Genomic DNA, 15,721 nt, shown 5'->3' with positions numbered 1-15,721 from the left:
GATTTCAATTTCATTCTTTTCTGATGCTCCTTTTATAAATGCATTGATTGCTGTCAGCGTGTTTCCTTTTCTGGCACTTCCATTAATGATTACAATTTTCATGCGTGTATCCTCCAACTTCCGATTTCATGATATCATTTCTAATACAGATTTTACCGTATTTTTCAGATTCAGTCCATCTTTTAATCCCATTCGATAGAAAAATTCTTCTGTTTCTGCTCCACTGCTAAAAATTGCATTACAGTATTCCGTAATCACTTCTTCCTGTTCTTGGGATAACGTTTCCAGTAATTTCTGGTATTTCTTATCAATCTCACTTACTGGCTCTTTATCCTGCTTTAACTTCCATTCTGAATATGCTTTCCCCATATGCTCTGTAATTGTCAGATTCACAAATTCCTGCACTTCCTCGGATATGGTGCTCGCAGATTCCTGTTTATCTTTCTTTTTATCATTTGATTTTTCAAGTGTCGTGTCATCAATATAACGAATGATTTCTCGAATATTTGACTTCATCGACTGCAGATATCCTTTCATCAGCACAGCTACTTTTCTAGCATCCGATTTTTCGGTTTCTTTTTCCAGCATATAAAACTCTTCCAGTTCTTTCAGAATATCCATCCCTGCTTTCATCTGAAATTCCACCTCAAGCAAATCATCCATCACTTTATATAATTCTTCCATTGTTTATTTCTGCCTTTCCATATAGCGCCACTATATTTTCCACAATCATCCAAAAATAAATTCCTGTAATCCACATTTCACAACTTCAATTACTGCAACTATCCCCATACCGATATGTGGGAGTAGAACAAACACTACTGTCGTAATAATCGCTGATTTCATTGTCCAGTCCGTACTGATTCCAAACCCAATACTCAAAACTTCTGTCACAACAGAGATTCCGGCTATCAGATAGCAGAATCCAGCAGATAACCCAACCAGGAACACCAGCACAATATTCACCGCTGCAAGTACCAGCCAAACAGGAGCTGCAATAATTCGAAATGGCAGTTTTATCATAAATCTCAACATAATTCTTCCTCCTACTTTGTGCCCAGTGGACACAAGGTTATTTTAGCATATCTGCCAGATATGACTATCTCTTTTTAAACTTCGTGCCCAGTGGGCACAAAGTTCTTACCTGTCTGGAATATCCTTCCCCCAGTACATGTCATGTCGAACTTCAGCATCATAAAACTGATTGATTGTTGCAGGAGCGTTATACAATACCGTCAGCATATACTGCCGGATATTCTTCACTTTGCTTGTACTCCTGTCAAGACTGAAAAACACATACTGGATGTGTTCATACCCGACTTTGAGCAAACGGCTCTTGACCACTTGTGTAGGCACAGCTTCCCCATTGATCTGTTGATATGTCTTTGTCGAACATATTGCATCCAGCATCAGCTCTACCAGCTCTTCTACTCGTCCAGTTCCATAGCTCTGACAAAGGATCTCATATTCGATATTATCATGAATTAACTGTCGATACTCATTTCTCTCCTGTATCCTATCTCTCCCTTTCTCTTGTTCAGATAGATATTGATAAGATTCATTCTCACTAAATTCAGTATAATTATATTCAGTATTATTACAGTTTGTTTTTGAAACTTCTTGAAGTTTGTTTTCTAAACTTCTTGAAGTTTGTTTTTCAAACTCCTTGAAGTTTGTTTTTGAAACTTCTTGAAGTTTATTTTTCAAACTTCCTGAAGTTTGTTTTTCAAACTTCTGTGTATTTACGGGCTTTTCCGGCTCTTTTTTTGCATATTCTTCTATTTCTGTCTCTGTATTTTCTTTTCTCTCTGCTACATTTTCCGGTGTTTCTTCCGAATCAAAGATTGCTGGCTCATCTGGATATTCTGTCAGGCTGAAATTTTTCACGTAAATAACATTTGTTTTTCCAAGTCCGATTCGCCTCTTCTCAATCAATCCAATCCCTTTTTCCTGATCCAGCTCTTTTAGACAATTCACAGCCTTATTCCTGCCACAGTTAAGCATTTCCATAATCTCTTCCACCGAAAAGAAAATATATGCCCTGTCCTCTTCATCAAACCACCGGTTCTTGATGGACAGTGACATCCGGTCTAACATCAGTCCGTACAGCACCTTTGCTTCGCAGGAGAGATTTTTAAAATATTCACTTGTAAACAGCAGTTTGGGAATACGATAAAAACTGTACATATCGCATTCCATTCCTTGAAAATAATGGAATGTTGCTCTTATACTCATGACACATCCCTCCCTTCGTACTTATCAATGATTCTGATTGCTCCATTCCTCCAAAAGCTGACATATAACAGTCCGTATCTTCTGTTCATCATACTCTGGAGGAAAATACTTCTTAATTTCATCCTGTTTTAATGTTACCGTTGTTTTCTTTTTACGCTCTCCTATAACCAGGAGCCGCACAATCTCTTTTGTCAGCGTTTTTTCTTCTCGATGTTGCCTTATTTTTTTTGCCTGTTCCAGACTTGGATATTTTCCGGTACTCTCATGCACTTCCTCCACCATCTCCTGTTCTGGAACCGTAAGGTAGGAAAGCTCTACACCTACCTGCAATCCGATTACATCACGATCTACTGCGTTTAATAGGTCATTCATCAGATAAGTAAGCCGGATATAGCGATACACCTGCCTTGCACTGTCATTTGCGTTCTTTCCAATGTCTTTCGCACTGATACCGCCTGATGTTCCCTGATGATTCATTGCTTCCATCTTCATACGGTAAGCAAATGCCTTTTCACTTGGGAGTATATTAGGTCTCTGCAGATTGCTGTCTACCATCGCACGGACAGCTGTATCTTGATCCATATTTCTGATAATAACCGGAACCTCTTTAAGACCAGCAAGTTGTGCCGCATGTCTCCTTCTGTGACCGGCGATGATTTCATATTCACCATCACCCAGCGGTCGTACCAGTAATGCTGTAAGAATTCCCTCTTCTTTCACACTTTCCACCAGTTCCGCCATTGCCTCATCATCATTTACTTGAAATGGATGGTTCTCGAAAGAATGTAAATGCTCAAGTGAAACCTGCTGGATATCGTTCGTTTCTTCTCCTCCTCCAAGTAATTCATCATAAGATGTCAGTTTTATCTTCGATGCACTTCTACCTTTCATCCAAAAGCACCTCCTGTGTCATCTGCCAATATGCAGCCGCTACTTTTCCTTTTGGATCATGCTCAAATATGCTGATTCCTTCCGCACTGATTTCAGCTGCTCGTACTGAAAATGGAATACTCTGTGGAAAAATCTTAATCTGGTTTCCATATGTATCAAAAATCAGATCAGATATATCTCTTGCATAGTTCGTTCGGTTATCCACCATTGTGATCAATATACCTCCAATTTTCAGTTGTTTGTTCAGCTGTCTTCGCACCTTTCCTATCGTCCGTATCAGCTGTTCTAGACCCTTTACAGGAAGATAAGCCGCCTGGACAGGTATAATAACTGCATCGACACTGGCAAGTGCATTGATCGTCAGCATTCCAAGTGATGGCATACAGTCAATCAATATATAGTCGTATTCTTCTCTCATTCTTTCTATATATTGTTTTAAGACAAGTTCCCTGCTCATAATATTTACAAGTGAAACTTCCATTCCAGAGAGTTCGATGTTTGCCGGAATCAAATCAATTCCTTCCTGGTGATGTAAAATTCCCAGTGTATTTTCAAATAGTTCATCTTCTACAATCTTTGTCAGAATAGTAGCCAGTGTGATTGGTAATTCATCTGGGTTATGATACCCAAGACTTGCTGTCATACTTCCCTGCGGATCATTGTCAATCACAAGCACTTTCTTCCCTGCTTTTGCAAGTCCGACTGCCAGATTCACGCAACTTGTTGTCTTGCCAACCCCGCCTTTTTGTGAACACAATGCCAGCACTTTACAATCCTTCATTACTTTCTCTTCCATCCTTTTTATCCTCCCATAAATAACTTGAACCTTTCAGCATCCATAATGCTGCTTCCAAAAATGCAAGATACCGTTCTGTCATACTATCAAGAACCGGTTCTGAAATAACTGGTTTTTCAGACTTCAAATCTTTTGCCACATCCTCCAAAACCAAACTCATTTCCTTCATTTCTGACCGGATAATCTCAATTGTTTCTTTCTTTCCAACAACACATACCTGATTGTAAATGCATGATCGGACGATATAATCCTGTTTTTTCATTCCGCTCACTTTCACTCGTTCTTCGATTGTTGCTTTTTCATAAGAATTCACCCGAAAAGAAATGGTCGTTGTGTTGTGTTTTCCATGTCTGTCACCAGCCATCGCTTATTCCTCCTCTTCCTCATGTTTCTTATCTAGCAAACCTGCTAATTTACTCTGTGTAGACGGATACAGATGTGAATAAGTGTTCAACGTGGTTTCCACCTTTTCATGTCCAAGGCGTTCTGCAATCTCCAATGGAGCCACCCCCATATCAACCAGCATACTGGCATGGGAATGGCGGAGATCATGAAGTCGTATCCGCTTTACACCAGACCGCTCGATTCCGGTAGCCATACAATGTTCCATATGCGATTTGGTAAACCGAAAAAGTCTTTCCTTTTTCATAATTCCATACAAATGACTGCAATACTCCCGAAATTCCTCTGCAAGAAAATCCGGCATCGTAATCACACGGATACTCTTTGGAGTTTTCGGCTGCGTGATCATATCCTTTCCTTTCAGTCTCTGATAAGATTTATTGATTGATATGGTTTTCTCTTCAAGATTGATGTCATTATAAGTAAGTGCAAGCAATTCACCGATACGCATTCCGGTCCAGTACAACAAAAGAAACGCCATTCTTGTCTCCGGCTTATCACTTACTGTCTCCAGAAAAGCATTGAACTCTTCCTGCATCCAGAAGTCCTTCGGTTCTCCTTTACTCTTGCCAATCGCTCCTGCCTTCCTGCAGGGATTATCCTGCAGGTTATAATACCGCATTGCATAATTGAAGATTGCAGTCAGCTGGCAGTTCACTGTTTTCAGATAAGTAGGAGAATATCCTTTTCCATTCTTATCCTTATACGTCAGCAACTCATTCTGCCATGCACGGACGTCTGCCACCGTAATTTCACTGAGAATCTTCTTTTCAAAATAAGGCTTGATTTTCAGGTCAATAATATATCGCTTCGTGTACATAGTGTTTTCTCTGAGACGGACATCCATATCTTTGTAATAAATCTCCAGAAAATTTCCAAATTCAATATCCACACCCTGGCTCTGCTGTTGCAGGAAATCTCTTTCCCATTCCTTAGCTTCACCCTTGGTCCTGAATCCTCTTTTCTGTTTTCTTTTCCGATTTCCCTGCCAGTCTTTGTAATAGACCTGTACTTTCCAGTTTTTTCCTTCTTTGTAAACCCCCATTGCTAATCCTCGACTTTCATGCCATAAATCTTTTCTGCCAGGAATTTCGTAGAGATTTTTCCAGATACTACAATATAGCCTTTTGCCTTCAATTCTTTGTTGTATTCTCGCATCAGACTATATGCATAAGTTTTTGAAACTCCAAGAATTGCACACACATCATCCACATCCATATACATTTTTTCCTGCATCATACTCATACCGCTTTATCCTCCTTCAAATACTGCTCAACATGTTCCAGACCATAGATCTTGTCCTCTACATAGCGGGTTGGCACCCGACCGAGAATCACATAATAGTTCTTGCTTGCCAGATCGGCATTCATTCTTTCCACTACCCGGTAAGCAAACGAAACTGATAATCCAAAGAGTTCTGCAATGTCTTCCACTGATAAATACATTTTTCTCTTACGCATGAAACCATTCCTTTCCCTCTTCCTGTGGAATCTCACAAGTATCTTCTACTCCGTAGAAACGCTTCACAAAATACTTTGTCGGAACTTTTCCTCTAAGCGTCAGGTAGCCCTGTTCTTCCAGTTCCTTGTTCAGATTTCCGATGATTTCATAAGCCGATGTCTGTTTTACTTCCAGAAGTTCACATATATCGGCTGCCTTTAAAAATAATTTATTCTGCATAATCAGTACCTCCTCTGTTTTGAATATTTATCTCTTCATATACTCTGTACTGGCAGATGCAAAATCGGACATCATTTTCCGAAATTTATCAAATTTTCTTGTTTTTTAATTCTCCATCAGTGTGATTACTGTGTCATGGAGTTTAAGCTCATCGAAAGTAAAGAACCTTTCTGTGGTATCTGTTTTCTAAATGCAGGCAACAAAAAAACAGTCTGCCTTGACGAAAATCACTTCAATCAAAACAAACTGTTCTTCATATTTACTCTAATTTTATTTTATGAGAATAACCGATTTCACGAAATTTGCAGGTGAATCTGGAATATAAACAAGAGAAAAAAATAATTTTTAAACTCCATTTGCACTCCATTTGGTCTTTTCGACACCCCGCAAAGCCTTTATTTATGGGCTTTTCCGCGATTTTTCAAGCTACTCAAACTCAATCGTTCCAGGCGGTTTACTAGTCAGATCATAGAATACTCTGTTAACACCCTTAACCTCATTAATAATTCTGCTCATCACCTTATTCAATACTTCATAAGGAATCTCAGCAGCCTCAGCTGTCATGAAGTCGATGGTCTTAACTGCTCTTAATGCAACTGCGTAGTCGTAAGTTCTTTCATCTCCCATAACACCTACACTTCTCATATTGGTAAGTGCTGCAAAGTACTGGTTGATGTCCTGATCAAGACCTGCTTTTGCGATCTCTTCTCTGTAAATTGCATCTGCATCCTGTACGATTCTTACTTTCTCTGCTGTTACTTCTCCAATGATACGGATTCCAAGTCCCGGTCCAGGGAATGGCTGACGGAATACCAGGTGCTCTGGAATTCCAAGTTCCAGTCCGGCTTTACGTACTTCGTCCTTGAACAGGTCACGAAGCGGCTCGATGATGTCTTTGAAATCTACGTGCTCCGGAAGTCCGCCTACGTTGTGGTGAGATTTGATCACTGCGGATTCTCCGCCGAGACCACTTTCTACAACGTCCGGATAGATGGTTCCCTGTGCAAGGAAATCTACTGCACCGATCTTCTTAGCTTCTTCTTCGAAGATACGGATGAACTCTTCACCGATGATTTTACGTTTTGCTTCCGGCTCTGTAACTCCGGCTAATTTGTCATAATATCTCTGCTGTGCATTGACACGGATGAAGTTTAAGTCGAACTGACCATTTGGTCCGAATACACCTTCTACTTCATCACCTTCATCCTTACGGAGAAGACCATGGTCAACGAATACACATGTTAACTGTTTTCCGATCGCTCTGGATAAAAGTCCTGCTGCCACTGAAGAATCTACTCCGCCGGACAATGCAAGAAGTACTCTTCCGTCGCCAACTTTTTCACGGATTTCTTTGATTGTATTTTCCACAAATGCATCCATCTTCCAGTCGCCTGCACATCCGCAGACACCTAATACGAAGTTTGATAACATCTTTGTTCCTTCTGCTGTGTGAAGTACTTCCGGATGATACTGGATTGCATATAATCCTGCTTCTGCATTTTCAGCTGCTGCAACCGGGCAGTCTGCTGTGTGTGCTGTAATCTCGAATCCTGGTGCAACCTGTGAAATGTAATCAAAATGGCTCATCCAGCAGATTGTCTTCTCTGATACATTTTCAAAGATCTTGGAAGCTTTCTTATCTACAAGCACTTCTGTCTTACCATACTCACGTACCGGAGCAGATTCTACCTTTCCTCCGAGTACATGCATCATAAGCTGTGCACCATAACATAATCCAAGAACCGGGATACCAAGTTCGAACAATTCTTTTTTATATGTCGGGGAATCTGCTTCATAACAGCTGTTTGGTCCGCCTGTCAGGATGATTCCCTTAGGATTCATGGCTTTGATCTTCTCAATATCTGTTTTGTATGAGTAGATCTCGCAATATACATTGCATTCTCTGACACGTCTTGCTACCAGCTGATTGTACTGTCCACCAAAGTCAATGACAATTACTAATTCTCTTTTCACAAGAATTTCCTCCTATTTGTTTTCTTTATAGCTGAACCTACAGAACCTGCCACCGCCGGCTCCTTACGGATGCTTTACTACTTATTATAAAATAGAAGCCCCTTTTTTACAAGGGACTTCTTCTATACAATTTCTATACAATCGCATTCTTCTTCCAACTTCCGCGGAAATACCGGATTACAAAACAAATGGCACGGAACACCCAGTCGATCACCATCGCTACCCAGACACCAAAGACACCAAGTCCCATATATTTTCCAAGTACATAACTGAATCCGATTCTGAAGATCCACATCGATATACTCGAAATATACATGCATGCTTTCGCATCTCCCGCTGCTCTGAATGTCGCTGGCAGGGCAAATGCAACCGGCCAGATGAATATCGCACTGATTCCATGGAAATGTATAATATCCGTGGTCGTCTTTGCCGTGATATCAGACAGGTTATAAGCTTTCAATATCAGTGGTAATAATGCAAATATAAATAATACCATAGCCGTCATACTGACATAAGTAATCATCATTAATTTTTTATTATAATACTTCGCCTGTTTATAATCCCCTGCACCCACACATCGGGAGATAACCGGTGTGATTGCCAGAGTAATTGCCATTCCCGGAAGGATCTGGAATAATGCGATTGCATTTGACACTGCATTTGCCGTAATGGCATAAGTTCCAAATGTAGACACCAGGCTCAATACAATGATCTTACCCAACTGGAACATACTATTCTCTAATCCATTTGGCACACCGATGCTTAAGATCTTCTTCACCATCGTCCAGTCCACCCGGTAGCGCCAGGTTCTTTCTATATGTAAAGTACGCTTCTCATCACACAACAGCACAATTACTATGATCGCCGCTGTCATTCTCGATACCAGTGTCGGAATTGCGACACCTTCTGTTCCACGATGGAACCCATAGATCAGAAGTGCATTTCCTCCTATATTAATGACATTCATAATGATCGAAATCTGCATCGTCACTTTTGAATTTCCCATCGTACGGAATATCGCTGCGCCTCCATTATACAGCGCCATGAACGGAATCGATACTGCCACGATCAGAAGGTAAATGTCTGCATGATGCATTACATCCTGATCTATCTTTCCAAATACGGTATGCAATATGAATGATTTTCCAAGATACACGATAATCGTAATGACAACCGCACAGATTGTAATGAACCATACCATCTGTGTTGCGGATTTGCAGGCTTCTTCCCGCCGCTTTTGTCCCAGTAACTGTCCTGCCACAACTGCACCACCGGTTGCGAGTGCCGCAAATGCATTGATCAGAAGTATCATGATCTGATCTACTAACGACACACCGGACACTGCCGCTTCTCCTACACTTGCAATCATGATGGAATCCGCCATTCCCACCAATACCGCCAGCAGCTGTTCAATCACTAATGGGATAATCAGTGCAAGAAGTGCTTTATTGTCAAAAAAATATGCTTGTCGTTCTTCCTTTGTGTTCTCCTTCATTTTTCCTCTCCTGTATATTTATGTACATACAAAACCTGCCACCAGCAACTCCTTGCGGATGCGTAATTCGTTGGCAGCTTCTGTTGCATACTATGGCATCAAAAATCCTCAACGTATTCTATTATACGCTGAGGATTTTTCTCATACAATATTATTTTCTTATTTCGCAATCCGTTTCGCTGCTTAATTAAGTTAAATTCAAGAATTGTTGCAAGTTACTCGTCACACAATGAATACTGCGTTTCTACTTTGCATTTCTTCAATCTTGTCAGCATTTACGCTGCTACGAATTTATCAAGCTCTTTCCAGAGATCGTCACAATCTTCATCATAGACATTCAGTTCAATCTCATGGTCAAATCCAAGATTCATAAGACCTAACAGGGACTTCGCATCTACGATATATCTTCCCCGTTTCATATCCATATCATAAGGATATTTCTCAACTATTTTTACAAAATTTATGACATCATCTGGATTAGAAAAAATTACTTTTTTCGCATTCATGATTGGTCCCTCCTTTTTCTTGCTGGAGCTATATTAGCACAATTTTTCTTTTTTGCAAGGAGGAAATATTTAAAAAAAGAAGACTTTTTTGTGATTTATTCGCTTCTTTTTGTCATTTTCCGGCACTTATCCATTCTTTTTACGATAGTCAAGCGGTAAGATACCCGTCTTTTCTTTAAAGACCCTGCTCATATATTTGGGATCTGCATAACCTACCATTTCCGCGATCTGGTTCAATTTGTAAGTTGTCGTTGTCAGCAGTCTTTTTACATTTTCAATACGGTATGTCCGTATGATTTCTGAAAATGTTTTTCCTGTTTCTTTCCGGAACTGACTACTTAGATACTCTTCAGTGACATGCAGTCTTCCTGATATTTCTTCTAGGGTAATGCCCTGATCATAATATTCTCTTATATATTCCAGCGCTTTCTGGATAAGAAGGCTGATCTCTTCTCCCCCTCCTTCTCTCTCGGTCAGATATTCAAAAAATGATTCTACCCTTTCTTCGATATCGGTCCATCCATTTGCTCTTGATATTCCCCGGAGAAACCGCTGTCCTTTTAACTGCACTTCTGCCGCTCCGACCTCTGTCGCCATCTGGATCAGGACCAGTGCGATACGGATGCAGCCTTCCTTTGCTTCCTGCGGAGTACATGGCAGCCCCCTGCAGTATGCCCGGTAGCTGGTAAATGTTTCTTTAAATCTGTGAAAATCTCTGGCATCCAATGCTTCTTTTGCTTCTTTTTCCAGTTCTACCGGATATTTGAATGGATGCAGATGTATTCTCCGGATCTTTTCTTCGCATATCAGTGTTCCTTTCTCCAGAATCAGATTCCACTCTGCGATCCGGTCCAGCCTCTGTACTGTCTCATGCATATTTCGGAATCCATCGCTGACACCCCAGCTGCAGACCATTCTTCCTCTTACTTCTTTTCCAAGTACCGGGATAATATTCTGTTCCAGATACTGATACGTTGCTTTTTCATCTTCCATATGATAAATCAGTGCCACAAAACTGTGTCGTCCTGACAATTCCATCGGATACACACGGAATGATGCATTATATTCCTGCAGTTCATGAAGTGTACGGCTTACATAATCTTTGTATTCATCATAATTAGATCCCATACCAATGCCAAGTACCGCAATCCGTTCATGTACACGGATTCCATACCTTTCTTGTATCAACACTTCCATCCGTTCATCTTCCCTGATCTGGCCCGTGATCGCATTCAGAAATACATACTCCAGATTCAGAAGATGAACCCACCTGTCCCGGTCTCTTAGCTCTTCTTCCAGCCTTCTTAACACCATCCGGATTTCTGATAATTTCACAGGATTTAACAGATAATCCGATACTCCAAGCTGCATCGCCCTCTTGGCATAGACAAATTCCGGACAGGAGCTTACTACTACAAATTTGCAGAATATATGTTTTCTCCGTATTGCTTCGATCATCTCAAAACCGTCCATCTCCGGCATTCTTATATCTGTAAATACTACGTCTGGTCTTACTTTTTCAATTACTGCCAGCCCTTCTGCTCCGTTATCGGTAATTTCTACGATGTCAACTGCCTCTGCTTCCTGGTTCAGGCAGTTGATCAGTTCTTCCTTATATATTGCATTATCTTCTACGATAACCACCCGCATTTATCTTCTCCTTTATTCGGAATCCTGTCTGCTGCATTTTATTACCAATTATTTTGTTCTTCTAATACTTTTTCTTCCTTCATTTCTGACATCATATCGAGATGATATATTTCCAGTGCTTTTTCCAGATATTTCACAGTCTTATTTACTGCATCATCCACCGTTGGTTTATCTCTGTCACACCGCATGATTGCCAGTACCCCCCGGTAGATTAACACGCTCATCTCATTGACTTCTTCAATCTCCTGTTCGGAAATGTTGTATTCTCTTTCCTTTACTACATTTCTAAGCAACATCTCATTTCTCTTAAAGAAATCTCCTTCACTTAGAAATCTCTCATACTCTACTGTCATCTCAACTTTTTCATCCGGATAAATCTCATAATATCTCCGGATGATACCATTCAGATTCGCAATCCCTTCCGGACTGAAGAATAAGAAATGATAAATCCTCGGTCTTGCAAATGAATGCCTGCAAAAGCATCTCCATTGATCAAGGTACCATTGCTTAAGGCTTCTTCCTTCTGCTCTATATATCAGGGTCTCTTTCATATATTCATCCAGACATTTAATACTGGCAAATAATTCCAGTTCATCCAGATTTGAAAAATAATGATACAATGTTGCACTATTATATCCTGCACGGTCTGCCACCTTACGTATAGACAGATTCTCTATTCCTTCTTCTTCCATCAATTCAATCGTTGCATTGATGAAATATGACATAATTCGTTTTCTCTTTTCTTCCCTATTCCCTCTGGCTGTCGTCACTTGTTGTCTTCTCCCTTCTCACACTCTTTCCTTATCCTCATATGCATTTTCATCTTATCATTCTTGCAAAAAAAATTCAATTATCATAATTATGCACTATTTTTTTATATTATTCATGCATTTCTTATCGTATATGCACAATTCGTAATCACCGATTGACATTTTTTAGATTATATAGTAAGGTATTGCTATGTGTTTCATATTGAGAATGCAAAAAATTGGAGGTTTTTTATGGGGAACAAAAGAACAAAGAAAGCCATCAGTCTTGAAGGATTTGTCTTTCTGGCAATCTTTTTAGGCATCTTTGGCGGTATGGGTATCAAGATGGGTGGCGTCAACATGCTGAACACATTGATGAACACCGGATACAAACTGTTACTTGAAACAGTCTTCTATATTATGGCTATCGCAGTACTTGCAGGTGCCATTGCCGGACTGTTCTCGGAATTTGGTGTCATCTCTATGGTGAATAAGTTATTATCACCTTTGATGAAACCACTTTACAACCTGCCTGGTGCGGCTGCGCTTGGTGTTATCACAACTTACTTATCTGATAACCCGGCAATCCTCGGACTCGCAGAAGACAAGAATTTCCGCAAATATTTTAAGAAATTCCAGCTTCCGGCTTTGACAAACCTTGGAACTTCTTTTGGAATGGGATTGATCGTCAGTACATTTATGGTTGGTCTGAAATTAAAAGGCGGGCATGCCGGTACTGCTGTAATCGTTGGTAACATTGCCGCAATCATTGGAAGTGTTATCAGTGTCCGTATTATGCTTCATTTTACAAAGAAAGAGTACGGAACTGAAGAATATTGTGTAAAATTCGAAGAGCACGAAGATATGGATGCCGTCCTGAACACCCGTGAAATCAGAGACGGGGGAATCGGCGGACGTGCGATTGAAGCTCTTCTGGAAGGTGGAAAAGGTGGTGTTGATGTTGGTCTTGCCATCATTCCTGGTGTTATCGTAATCTGTACGATCGTAATGATGCTGACAAACGGTGCATCTGCTGATGGAACTTATACCGGAGCTGCTTACGAAGGTGTTGCATTCCTTCCATGGCTTGGTAAGAAGCTTGAGTTCATCTTATCTCCTCTTTTTGGATTTACGGATGCTTCCGCTATCTCGGTTCCGATCACCGCACTTGGTGCTGCCGGAGCTGCTATTGGGCTGGTGCCTCACATGGCAGAAGCCGGTACCGTTCTTGCGAACGACGTGGCTGTATTCACCGCTATGTGCATGTGCTGGAGCGGATACCTTAGCACACATGTTGCTATGATGTCTTCACTGAAGGTAAGCAAACTTACAGGAAAGGCAATCTTAAGCCACACAATCGGCGGCCTGTGCGCAGGAATTGTTGCGAACTGGCTATTTAAGCTGGTTATGTTGTTCTTGTAAATATGTAATAATGCCGATAACAAGATAATTAATCCACTCAAATAATTTTTCACTCGTTACTGTACCAGACTTGTAATTTAACGACAGAACATTATATTCTGCAATAATAACTTAGAAAAATGCGGTGTAAGAATTCCGGACATAATGTCTTTACGGGATCTTACACCGCATTTTTATTTTTCCTGTATATTCGTTACAATGCCACACAAGATGAAATCTTATCTTCGTCTGATCTTTTTTCTTTATCCGGCACTGCGGTGCTGGTGCAGATATTTCTCCCTGGTAGCAAGTCCGCCGCGGATATGCCGTTCCTGCTTGTTCACATCAAGCACCTTCCGGACACTATGCGCAAGGTTCGGGTTGATCTGTTCCAGACGGTCGGTGCAGTCTTTATGTATCGTACTCTTACTAACCCCAAACTCCTTCGCAGTCTGACGCACGGTAGCTTTATGTTCGATGATATAATACGCGATCTCAACTGCTCTTTCTTCAATATAATCTTTCATAAAAATAACCCCTGCATAAATTGTTTTTTACAATCTATGCAAGGGTATATGAATGTATGTCTACACAGTCTAATCCTTCTCCGATAATTTTCCCTCTTTATAATGCTTCCTGCAAAGTGCCATATAACTTTCATTCGACCCAAGCATCACCTGCGCACCTTCACGTACGATCTTTCCATTAGCGAATCTGGTGTTACATTGTGCGCGTCTTCCACACCAGCAGACTGTCGGAACTTCTTCTATGACATCTGCGATCTCCATAAGTCTCTTGGAGCCTGGAAACATAAGACTCCGGAAATCAGTCCGCAAGCCATAACATATAACCGGAATCTCGTAAAAATCTACGATATCCGATAATGTATCAATCTCTTCCGGTGAAAGAAACTGGGCTTCATCTACCAGAACTGCATCCACTTTCTCTCCGTGATGCAGATATTCATCACTGCCTATACTCCATGTCTCAGAGATTTCTTTCAGAAAATCATCGACATATTCTGCAGGTGCTGATAAGCCTATACGGGACTGGATCTCACGTTCTCCGTCCCGGTTGTCCGTTCTTGGTTTTAACAGGACTGCATACTGCCCTCTCTCTTCATAGTTATATCTTACCATCAGAATATTGGCAGATTTTGAACTGCCCATCGCCCCATATCGGAAATATAATTTTGCCATCTTACAACCTCTTCTTATTCTTATATTGCTCAATTACTGTTTGAACATTAACATTGATTATACATTATCCAGGAAAAGCTAACAACCTTCTTGTGATATTCCTTTTTTTCCGCTATAGTAAAATATATAAGCTAAAATATATTAATTATAATACGGAGATGTAACCATGGGAAAACAATCCACAAGAGAAAATAAAACGATCTATCAACTATGCCGGGAAGAGCAAGGGCTTACTCGTGAAAAAGCAAGCGAGAATATGACCGGAGTATCTGCCTCCCGAATTGAAAAAATCGAGTACGAGCTTCAGGAGCCAACTCCTTATGATATTTTGCAGATGGCTGAATGTTATAAGAAGCCGGAGCTTCGTAATTACTACTGCTCACACAAATGTGCAATCGGCAACCGCTATGTACCGGAGGTTGCGATGTCTGAGTTGTCTACGATCATCCTTGAGACCATCGCAAGTCTCAACGAAATCAATCCTCTCACCAGCCGCCTGATCCAGATTGCCCGTGACGGTAAGATCACAGATGACGAGATTCATGACTTTGCCTATATCAGCAAAAAGCTGGACGATGTATCCCTCGCCATCAATTCACTGAATCTATGGATAGACAAAACTGCCAGTGAAAATAATCTTAATATAGACCTCTTAAACGAAGAAAAAGGAAAACTGCAGTAATACAGTTTTCCTTAAACCAAACTTCTTTAATAACATTTTTTCTTTTATTATAGATGTATAT

General features: G+C 40.5%; 19 protein-coding genes and 1 pseudogene. 2 read left to right on the top strand and 18 right to left on the bottom strand.

Translation table 11 applies throughout. The features are described 5' to 3' along the window. From ACWJAF_RS10040 to ACWJAF_RS09965, 16 genes and pseudogenes are all read right to left on the bottom strand, one after another. Nucleotides 1-102 (bottom strand): annotated as a pseudogene (locus tag ACWJAF_RS10040) (NAD(P)H-dependent oxidoreductase); the annotation flags it as partial. 24 nt (nt 103-126) lie between these two features. After that, a complete protein-coding gene (locus ACWJAF_RS10035) occupies nt 127-684 on the bottom strand; it encodes a hypothetical protein (protein WP_118726028.1) in 558 nt (185 codons plus the stop codon). Between the two features lie 45 nt (nt 685-729). Then, complete coding sequence (locus ACWJAF_RS10030) at nt 730-1,035, bottom strand: hypothetical protein (RefSeq protein ID WP_028087788.1); 306 nt, start codon at nt 1,033-1,035, stop codon at nt 730-732. 105 nt (nt 1,036-1,140) lie between these two features. Next, a complete protein-coding gene (locus ACWJAF_RS10025; RefSeq protein ID WP_330376465.1) occupies nt 1,141-2,187 on the bottom strand; it encodes a DUF6017 domain-containing protein in 1,047 nt (348 codons plus the stop codon). A gap of 72 nt (nt 2,188-2,259) precedes the next feature. Continuing rightward, the gene (locus ACWJAF_RS10020) at nt 2,260-3,126 is read right to left on the bottom strand and encodes a ParB/RepB/Spo0J family partition protein (RefSeq protein ID WP_026650282.1); all 867 of its coding nucleotides are present in this window, start codon (nt 3,124-3,126) and stop codon (nt 2,260-2,262) included. Continuing rightward, nucleotides 3,116-3,922, bottom strand: coding sequence for a ParA family protein (locus tag ACWJAF_RS10015; RefSeq protein ID WP_026650281.1), 807 nt, complete (start codon nt 3,920-3,922; stop codon nt 3,116-3,118). Before ACWJAF_RS10015 ends, ACWJAF_RS10020 begins: the two co-directional genes overlap by 11 nt. Next, the gene (locus ACWJAF_RS10010) at nt 3,894-4,286 is read right to left on the bottom strand and encodes a plasmid mobilization protein (RefSeq protein WP_138343957.1); all 393 of its coding nucleotides are present in this window, start codon (nt 4,284-4,286) and stop codon (nt 3,894-3,896) included. Before ACWJAF_RS10010 ends, ACWJAF_RS10015 begins: the two co-directional genes overlap by 29 nt. 3 nt (nt 4,287-4,289) lie before the next feature. Further along, a complete protein-coding gene (locus tag ACWJAF_RS10005; RefSeq protein ID WP_024854000.1) occupies nt 4,290-5,369 on the bottom strand; it encodes a site-specific integrase in 1,080 nt (359 codons plus the stop codon). Nucleotides 5,370-5,371: 2 nt separating this feature from the next. Beyond that, entirely contained in the window at nt 5,372-5,569 is a 198-nt protein-coding gene (locus ACWJAF_RS10000) for a DNA-binding protein (RefSeq protein ID WP_171030255.1), read from the bottom strand. Beyond that, nucleotides 5,566-5,784 carry a hypothetical protein gene (locus ACWJAF_RS09995; RefSeq protein ID WP_008393122.1) on the bottom strand — a complete coding sequence of 73 codons (219 nt, stop codon included), beginning with the start codon at nt 5,782-5,784 and terminating at the stop codon, nt 5,566-5,568. Before ACWJAF_RS09995 ends, ACWJAF_RS10000 begins: the two co-directional genes overlap by 4 nt. Next, nucleotides 5,777-6,004: a hypothetical protein gene (locus ACWJAF_RS09990; RefSeq protein ID WP_008705329.1), complete on the bottom strand. Its 228-nt coding sequence runs from the start codon at nt 6,002-6,004 to the stop codon at nt 5,777-5,779. Before ACWJAF_RS09990 ends, ACWJAF_RS09995 begins: the two co-directional genes overlap by 8 nt. A gap of 426 nt (nt 6,005-6,430) precedes the next feature. Continuing rightward, nucleotides 6,431-7,978, bottom strand: coding sequence for a glutamine-hydrolyzing GMP synthase (gene guaA, locus ACWJAF_RS09985; protein ID WP_448863614.1), 1,548 nt, complete (start codon nt 7,976-7,978; stop codon nt 6,431-6,433). A 133-nt stretch (nt 7,979-8,111) separates the two neighbouring features. Next, a complete protein-coding gene (locus ACWJAF_RS09980; RefSeq protein WP_448863612.1) occupies nt 8,112-9,473 on the bottom strand; it encodes an MATE family efflux transporter in 1,362 nt (453 codons plus the stop codon). A gap of 275 nt (nt 9,474-9,748) precedes the next feature. Further along, a complete protein-coding gene (locus ACWJAF_RS09975; protein WP_448863610.1) occupies nt 9,749-9,979 on the bottom strand; it encodes an HPr family phosphocarrier protein in 231 nt (76 codons plus the stop codon). A 126-nt stretch (nt 9,980-10,105) separates the two neighbouring features. Further along, nucleotides 10,106-11,629 carry a response regulator transcription factor gene (locus ACWJAF_RS09970; RefSeq protein WP_448863608.1) on the bottom strand — a complete coding sequence of 508 codons (1,524 nt, stop codon included), beginning with the start codon at nt 11,627-11,629 and terminating at the stop codon, nt 10,106-10,108. Nucleotides 11,630-11,670: 41 nt separating this feature from the next. Further along, nucleotides 11,671-12,399 (bottom strand): TetR/AcrR family transcriptional regulator, encoded by a 729-nt coding sequence (locus ACWJAF_RS09965; RefSeq protein ID WP_448863606.1) that lies wholly within the window; start codon nt 12,397-12,399, stop codon nt 11,671-11,673. Between the two features lie 231 nt (nt 12,400-12,630). Here ACWJAF_RS09965 and ACWJAF_RS09960 point away from each other — a divergent pair, with 231 nt between their 5' ends. Further along, complete coding sequence (locus ACWJAF_RS09960; RefSeq protein WP_448863604.1) at nt 12,631-13,800, top strand: CD0519/CD1768 family membrane protein; 1,170 nt, start codon at nt 12,631-12,633, stop codon at nt 13,798-13,800. Between the two features lie 242 nt (nt 13,801-14,042). On the opposite strand, the gene spoIIID is transcribed toward ACWJAF_RS09960, so the two are convergent. Continuing rightward, nucleotides 14,043-14,306: a sporulation transcriptional regulator SpoIIID gene (gene spoIIID / locus ACWJAF_RS09955; protein ID WP_448863601.1), complete on the bottom strand. Its 264-nt coding sequence runs from the start codon at nt 14,304-14,306 to the stop codon at nt 14,043-14,045. Nucleotides 14,307-14,375: 69 nt separating this feature from the next. Then, a complete protein-coding gene (locus tag ACWJAF_RS09950; RefSeq protein ID WP_296031521.1) occupies nt 14,376-14,978 on the bottom strand; it encodes a thymidine kinase in 603 nt (200 codons plus the stop codon). 166 nt (nt 14,979-15,144) lie between these two features. On the opposite strand from ACWJAF_RS09950, the gene ACWJAF_RS09945 reads away from it, so the two are divergent. Next, nucleotides 15,145-15,660: a helix-turn-helix domain-containing protein gene (locus tag ACWJAF_RS09945; RefSeq protein WP_296031519.1), complete on the top strand. Its 516-nt coding sequence runs from the start codon at nt 15,145-15,147 to the stop codon at nt 15,658-15,660. Nucleotides 15,661-15,721: the final 61 nt, after the last annotated feature.

This window comes from Dorea sp. (genome assembly GCF_977044405.1).
The sequence above is the reverse complement of the archived record's forward strand: the minus strand, read 5'-3'. Positions and strand labels throughout refer to the sequence as shown.

Coding starts and splice junctions, on each gene's coding strand:
- ACWJAF_RS09945 (WP_296031519.1), top strand. CDS start 15,145: ATGGGAAAACAATCCACAAGAGAAAATAAAACGATCTATCAACTATGC.
- ACWJAF_RS10030 (WP_028087788.1), bottom strand. CDS start 1,035: ATGTTGAGATTTATGATAAAACTGCCATTTCGAATTATTGCAGCTCCT.
- ACWJAF_RS10000 (WP_171030255.1), bottom strand. CDS start 5,569: ATGAGTATGATGCAGGAAAAAATGTATATGGATGTGGATGATGTGTGT.
- ACWJAF_RS09980 (WP_448863612.1), bottom strand. CDS start 9,473: ATGAAGGAGAACACAAAGGAAGAACGACAAGCATATTTTTTTGACAAT.
- ACWJAF_RS09995 (WP_008393122.1), bottom strand. CDS start 5,784: ATGCGTAAGAGAAAAATGTATTTATCAGTGGAAGACATTGCAGAACTC.
- ACWJAF_RS10010 (WP_138343957.1), bottom strand. CDS start 4,286: ATGGCTGGTGACAGACATGGAAAACACAACACAACGACCATTTCTTTT.
- ACWJAF_RS09970 (WP_448863608.1), bottom strand. CDS start 11,629: ATGCGGGTGGTTATCGTAGAAGATAATGCAATATATAAGGAAGAACTG.
- ACWJAF_RS09960 (WP_448863604.1), top strand. CDS start 12,631: ATGGGGAACAAAAGAACAAAGAAAGCCATCAGTCTTGAAGGATTTGTC.
- ACWJAF_RS09990 (WP_008705329.1), bottom strand. CDS start 6,004: ATGCAGAATAAATTATTTTTAAAGGCAGCCGATATATGTGAACTTCTG.
- ACWJAF_RS10015 (WP_026650281.1), bottom strand. CDS start 3,922: ATGGAAGAGAAAGTAATGAAGGATTGTAAAGTGCTGGCATTGTGTTCA.
- ACWJAF_RS10035 (WP_118726028.1), bottom strand. CDS start 684: ATGGAAGAATTATATAAAGTGATGGATGATTTGCTTGAGGTGGAATTT.
- ACWJAF_RS10025 (WP_330376465.1), bottom strand. CDS start 2,187: ATGTACAGTTTTTATCGTATTCCCAAACTGCTGTTTACAAGTGAATAT.
- ACWJAF_RS09950 (WP_296031521.1), bottom strand. CDS start 14,978: ATGGCAAAATTATATTTCCGATATGGGGCGATGGGCAGTTCAAAATCT.
- spoIIID (WP_448863601.1), bottom strand. CDS start 14,306: ATGAAAGATTATATTGAAGAAAGAGCAGTTGAGATCGCGTATTATATC.
- ACWJAF_RS10020 (WP_026650282.1), bottom strand. CDS start 3,126: ATGAAAGGTAGAAGTGCATCGAAGATAAAACTGACATCTTATGATGAA.
- ACWJAF_RS10005 (WP_024854000.1), bottom strand. CDS start 5,369: ATGGGGGTTTACAAAGAAGGAAAAAACTGGAAAGTACAGGTCTATTAC.
- ACWJAF_RS09975 (WP_448863610.1), bottom strand. CDS start 9,979: ATGAATGCGAAAAAAGTAATTTTTTCTAATCCAGATGATGTCATAAAT.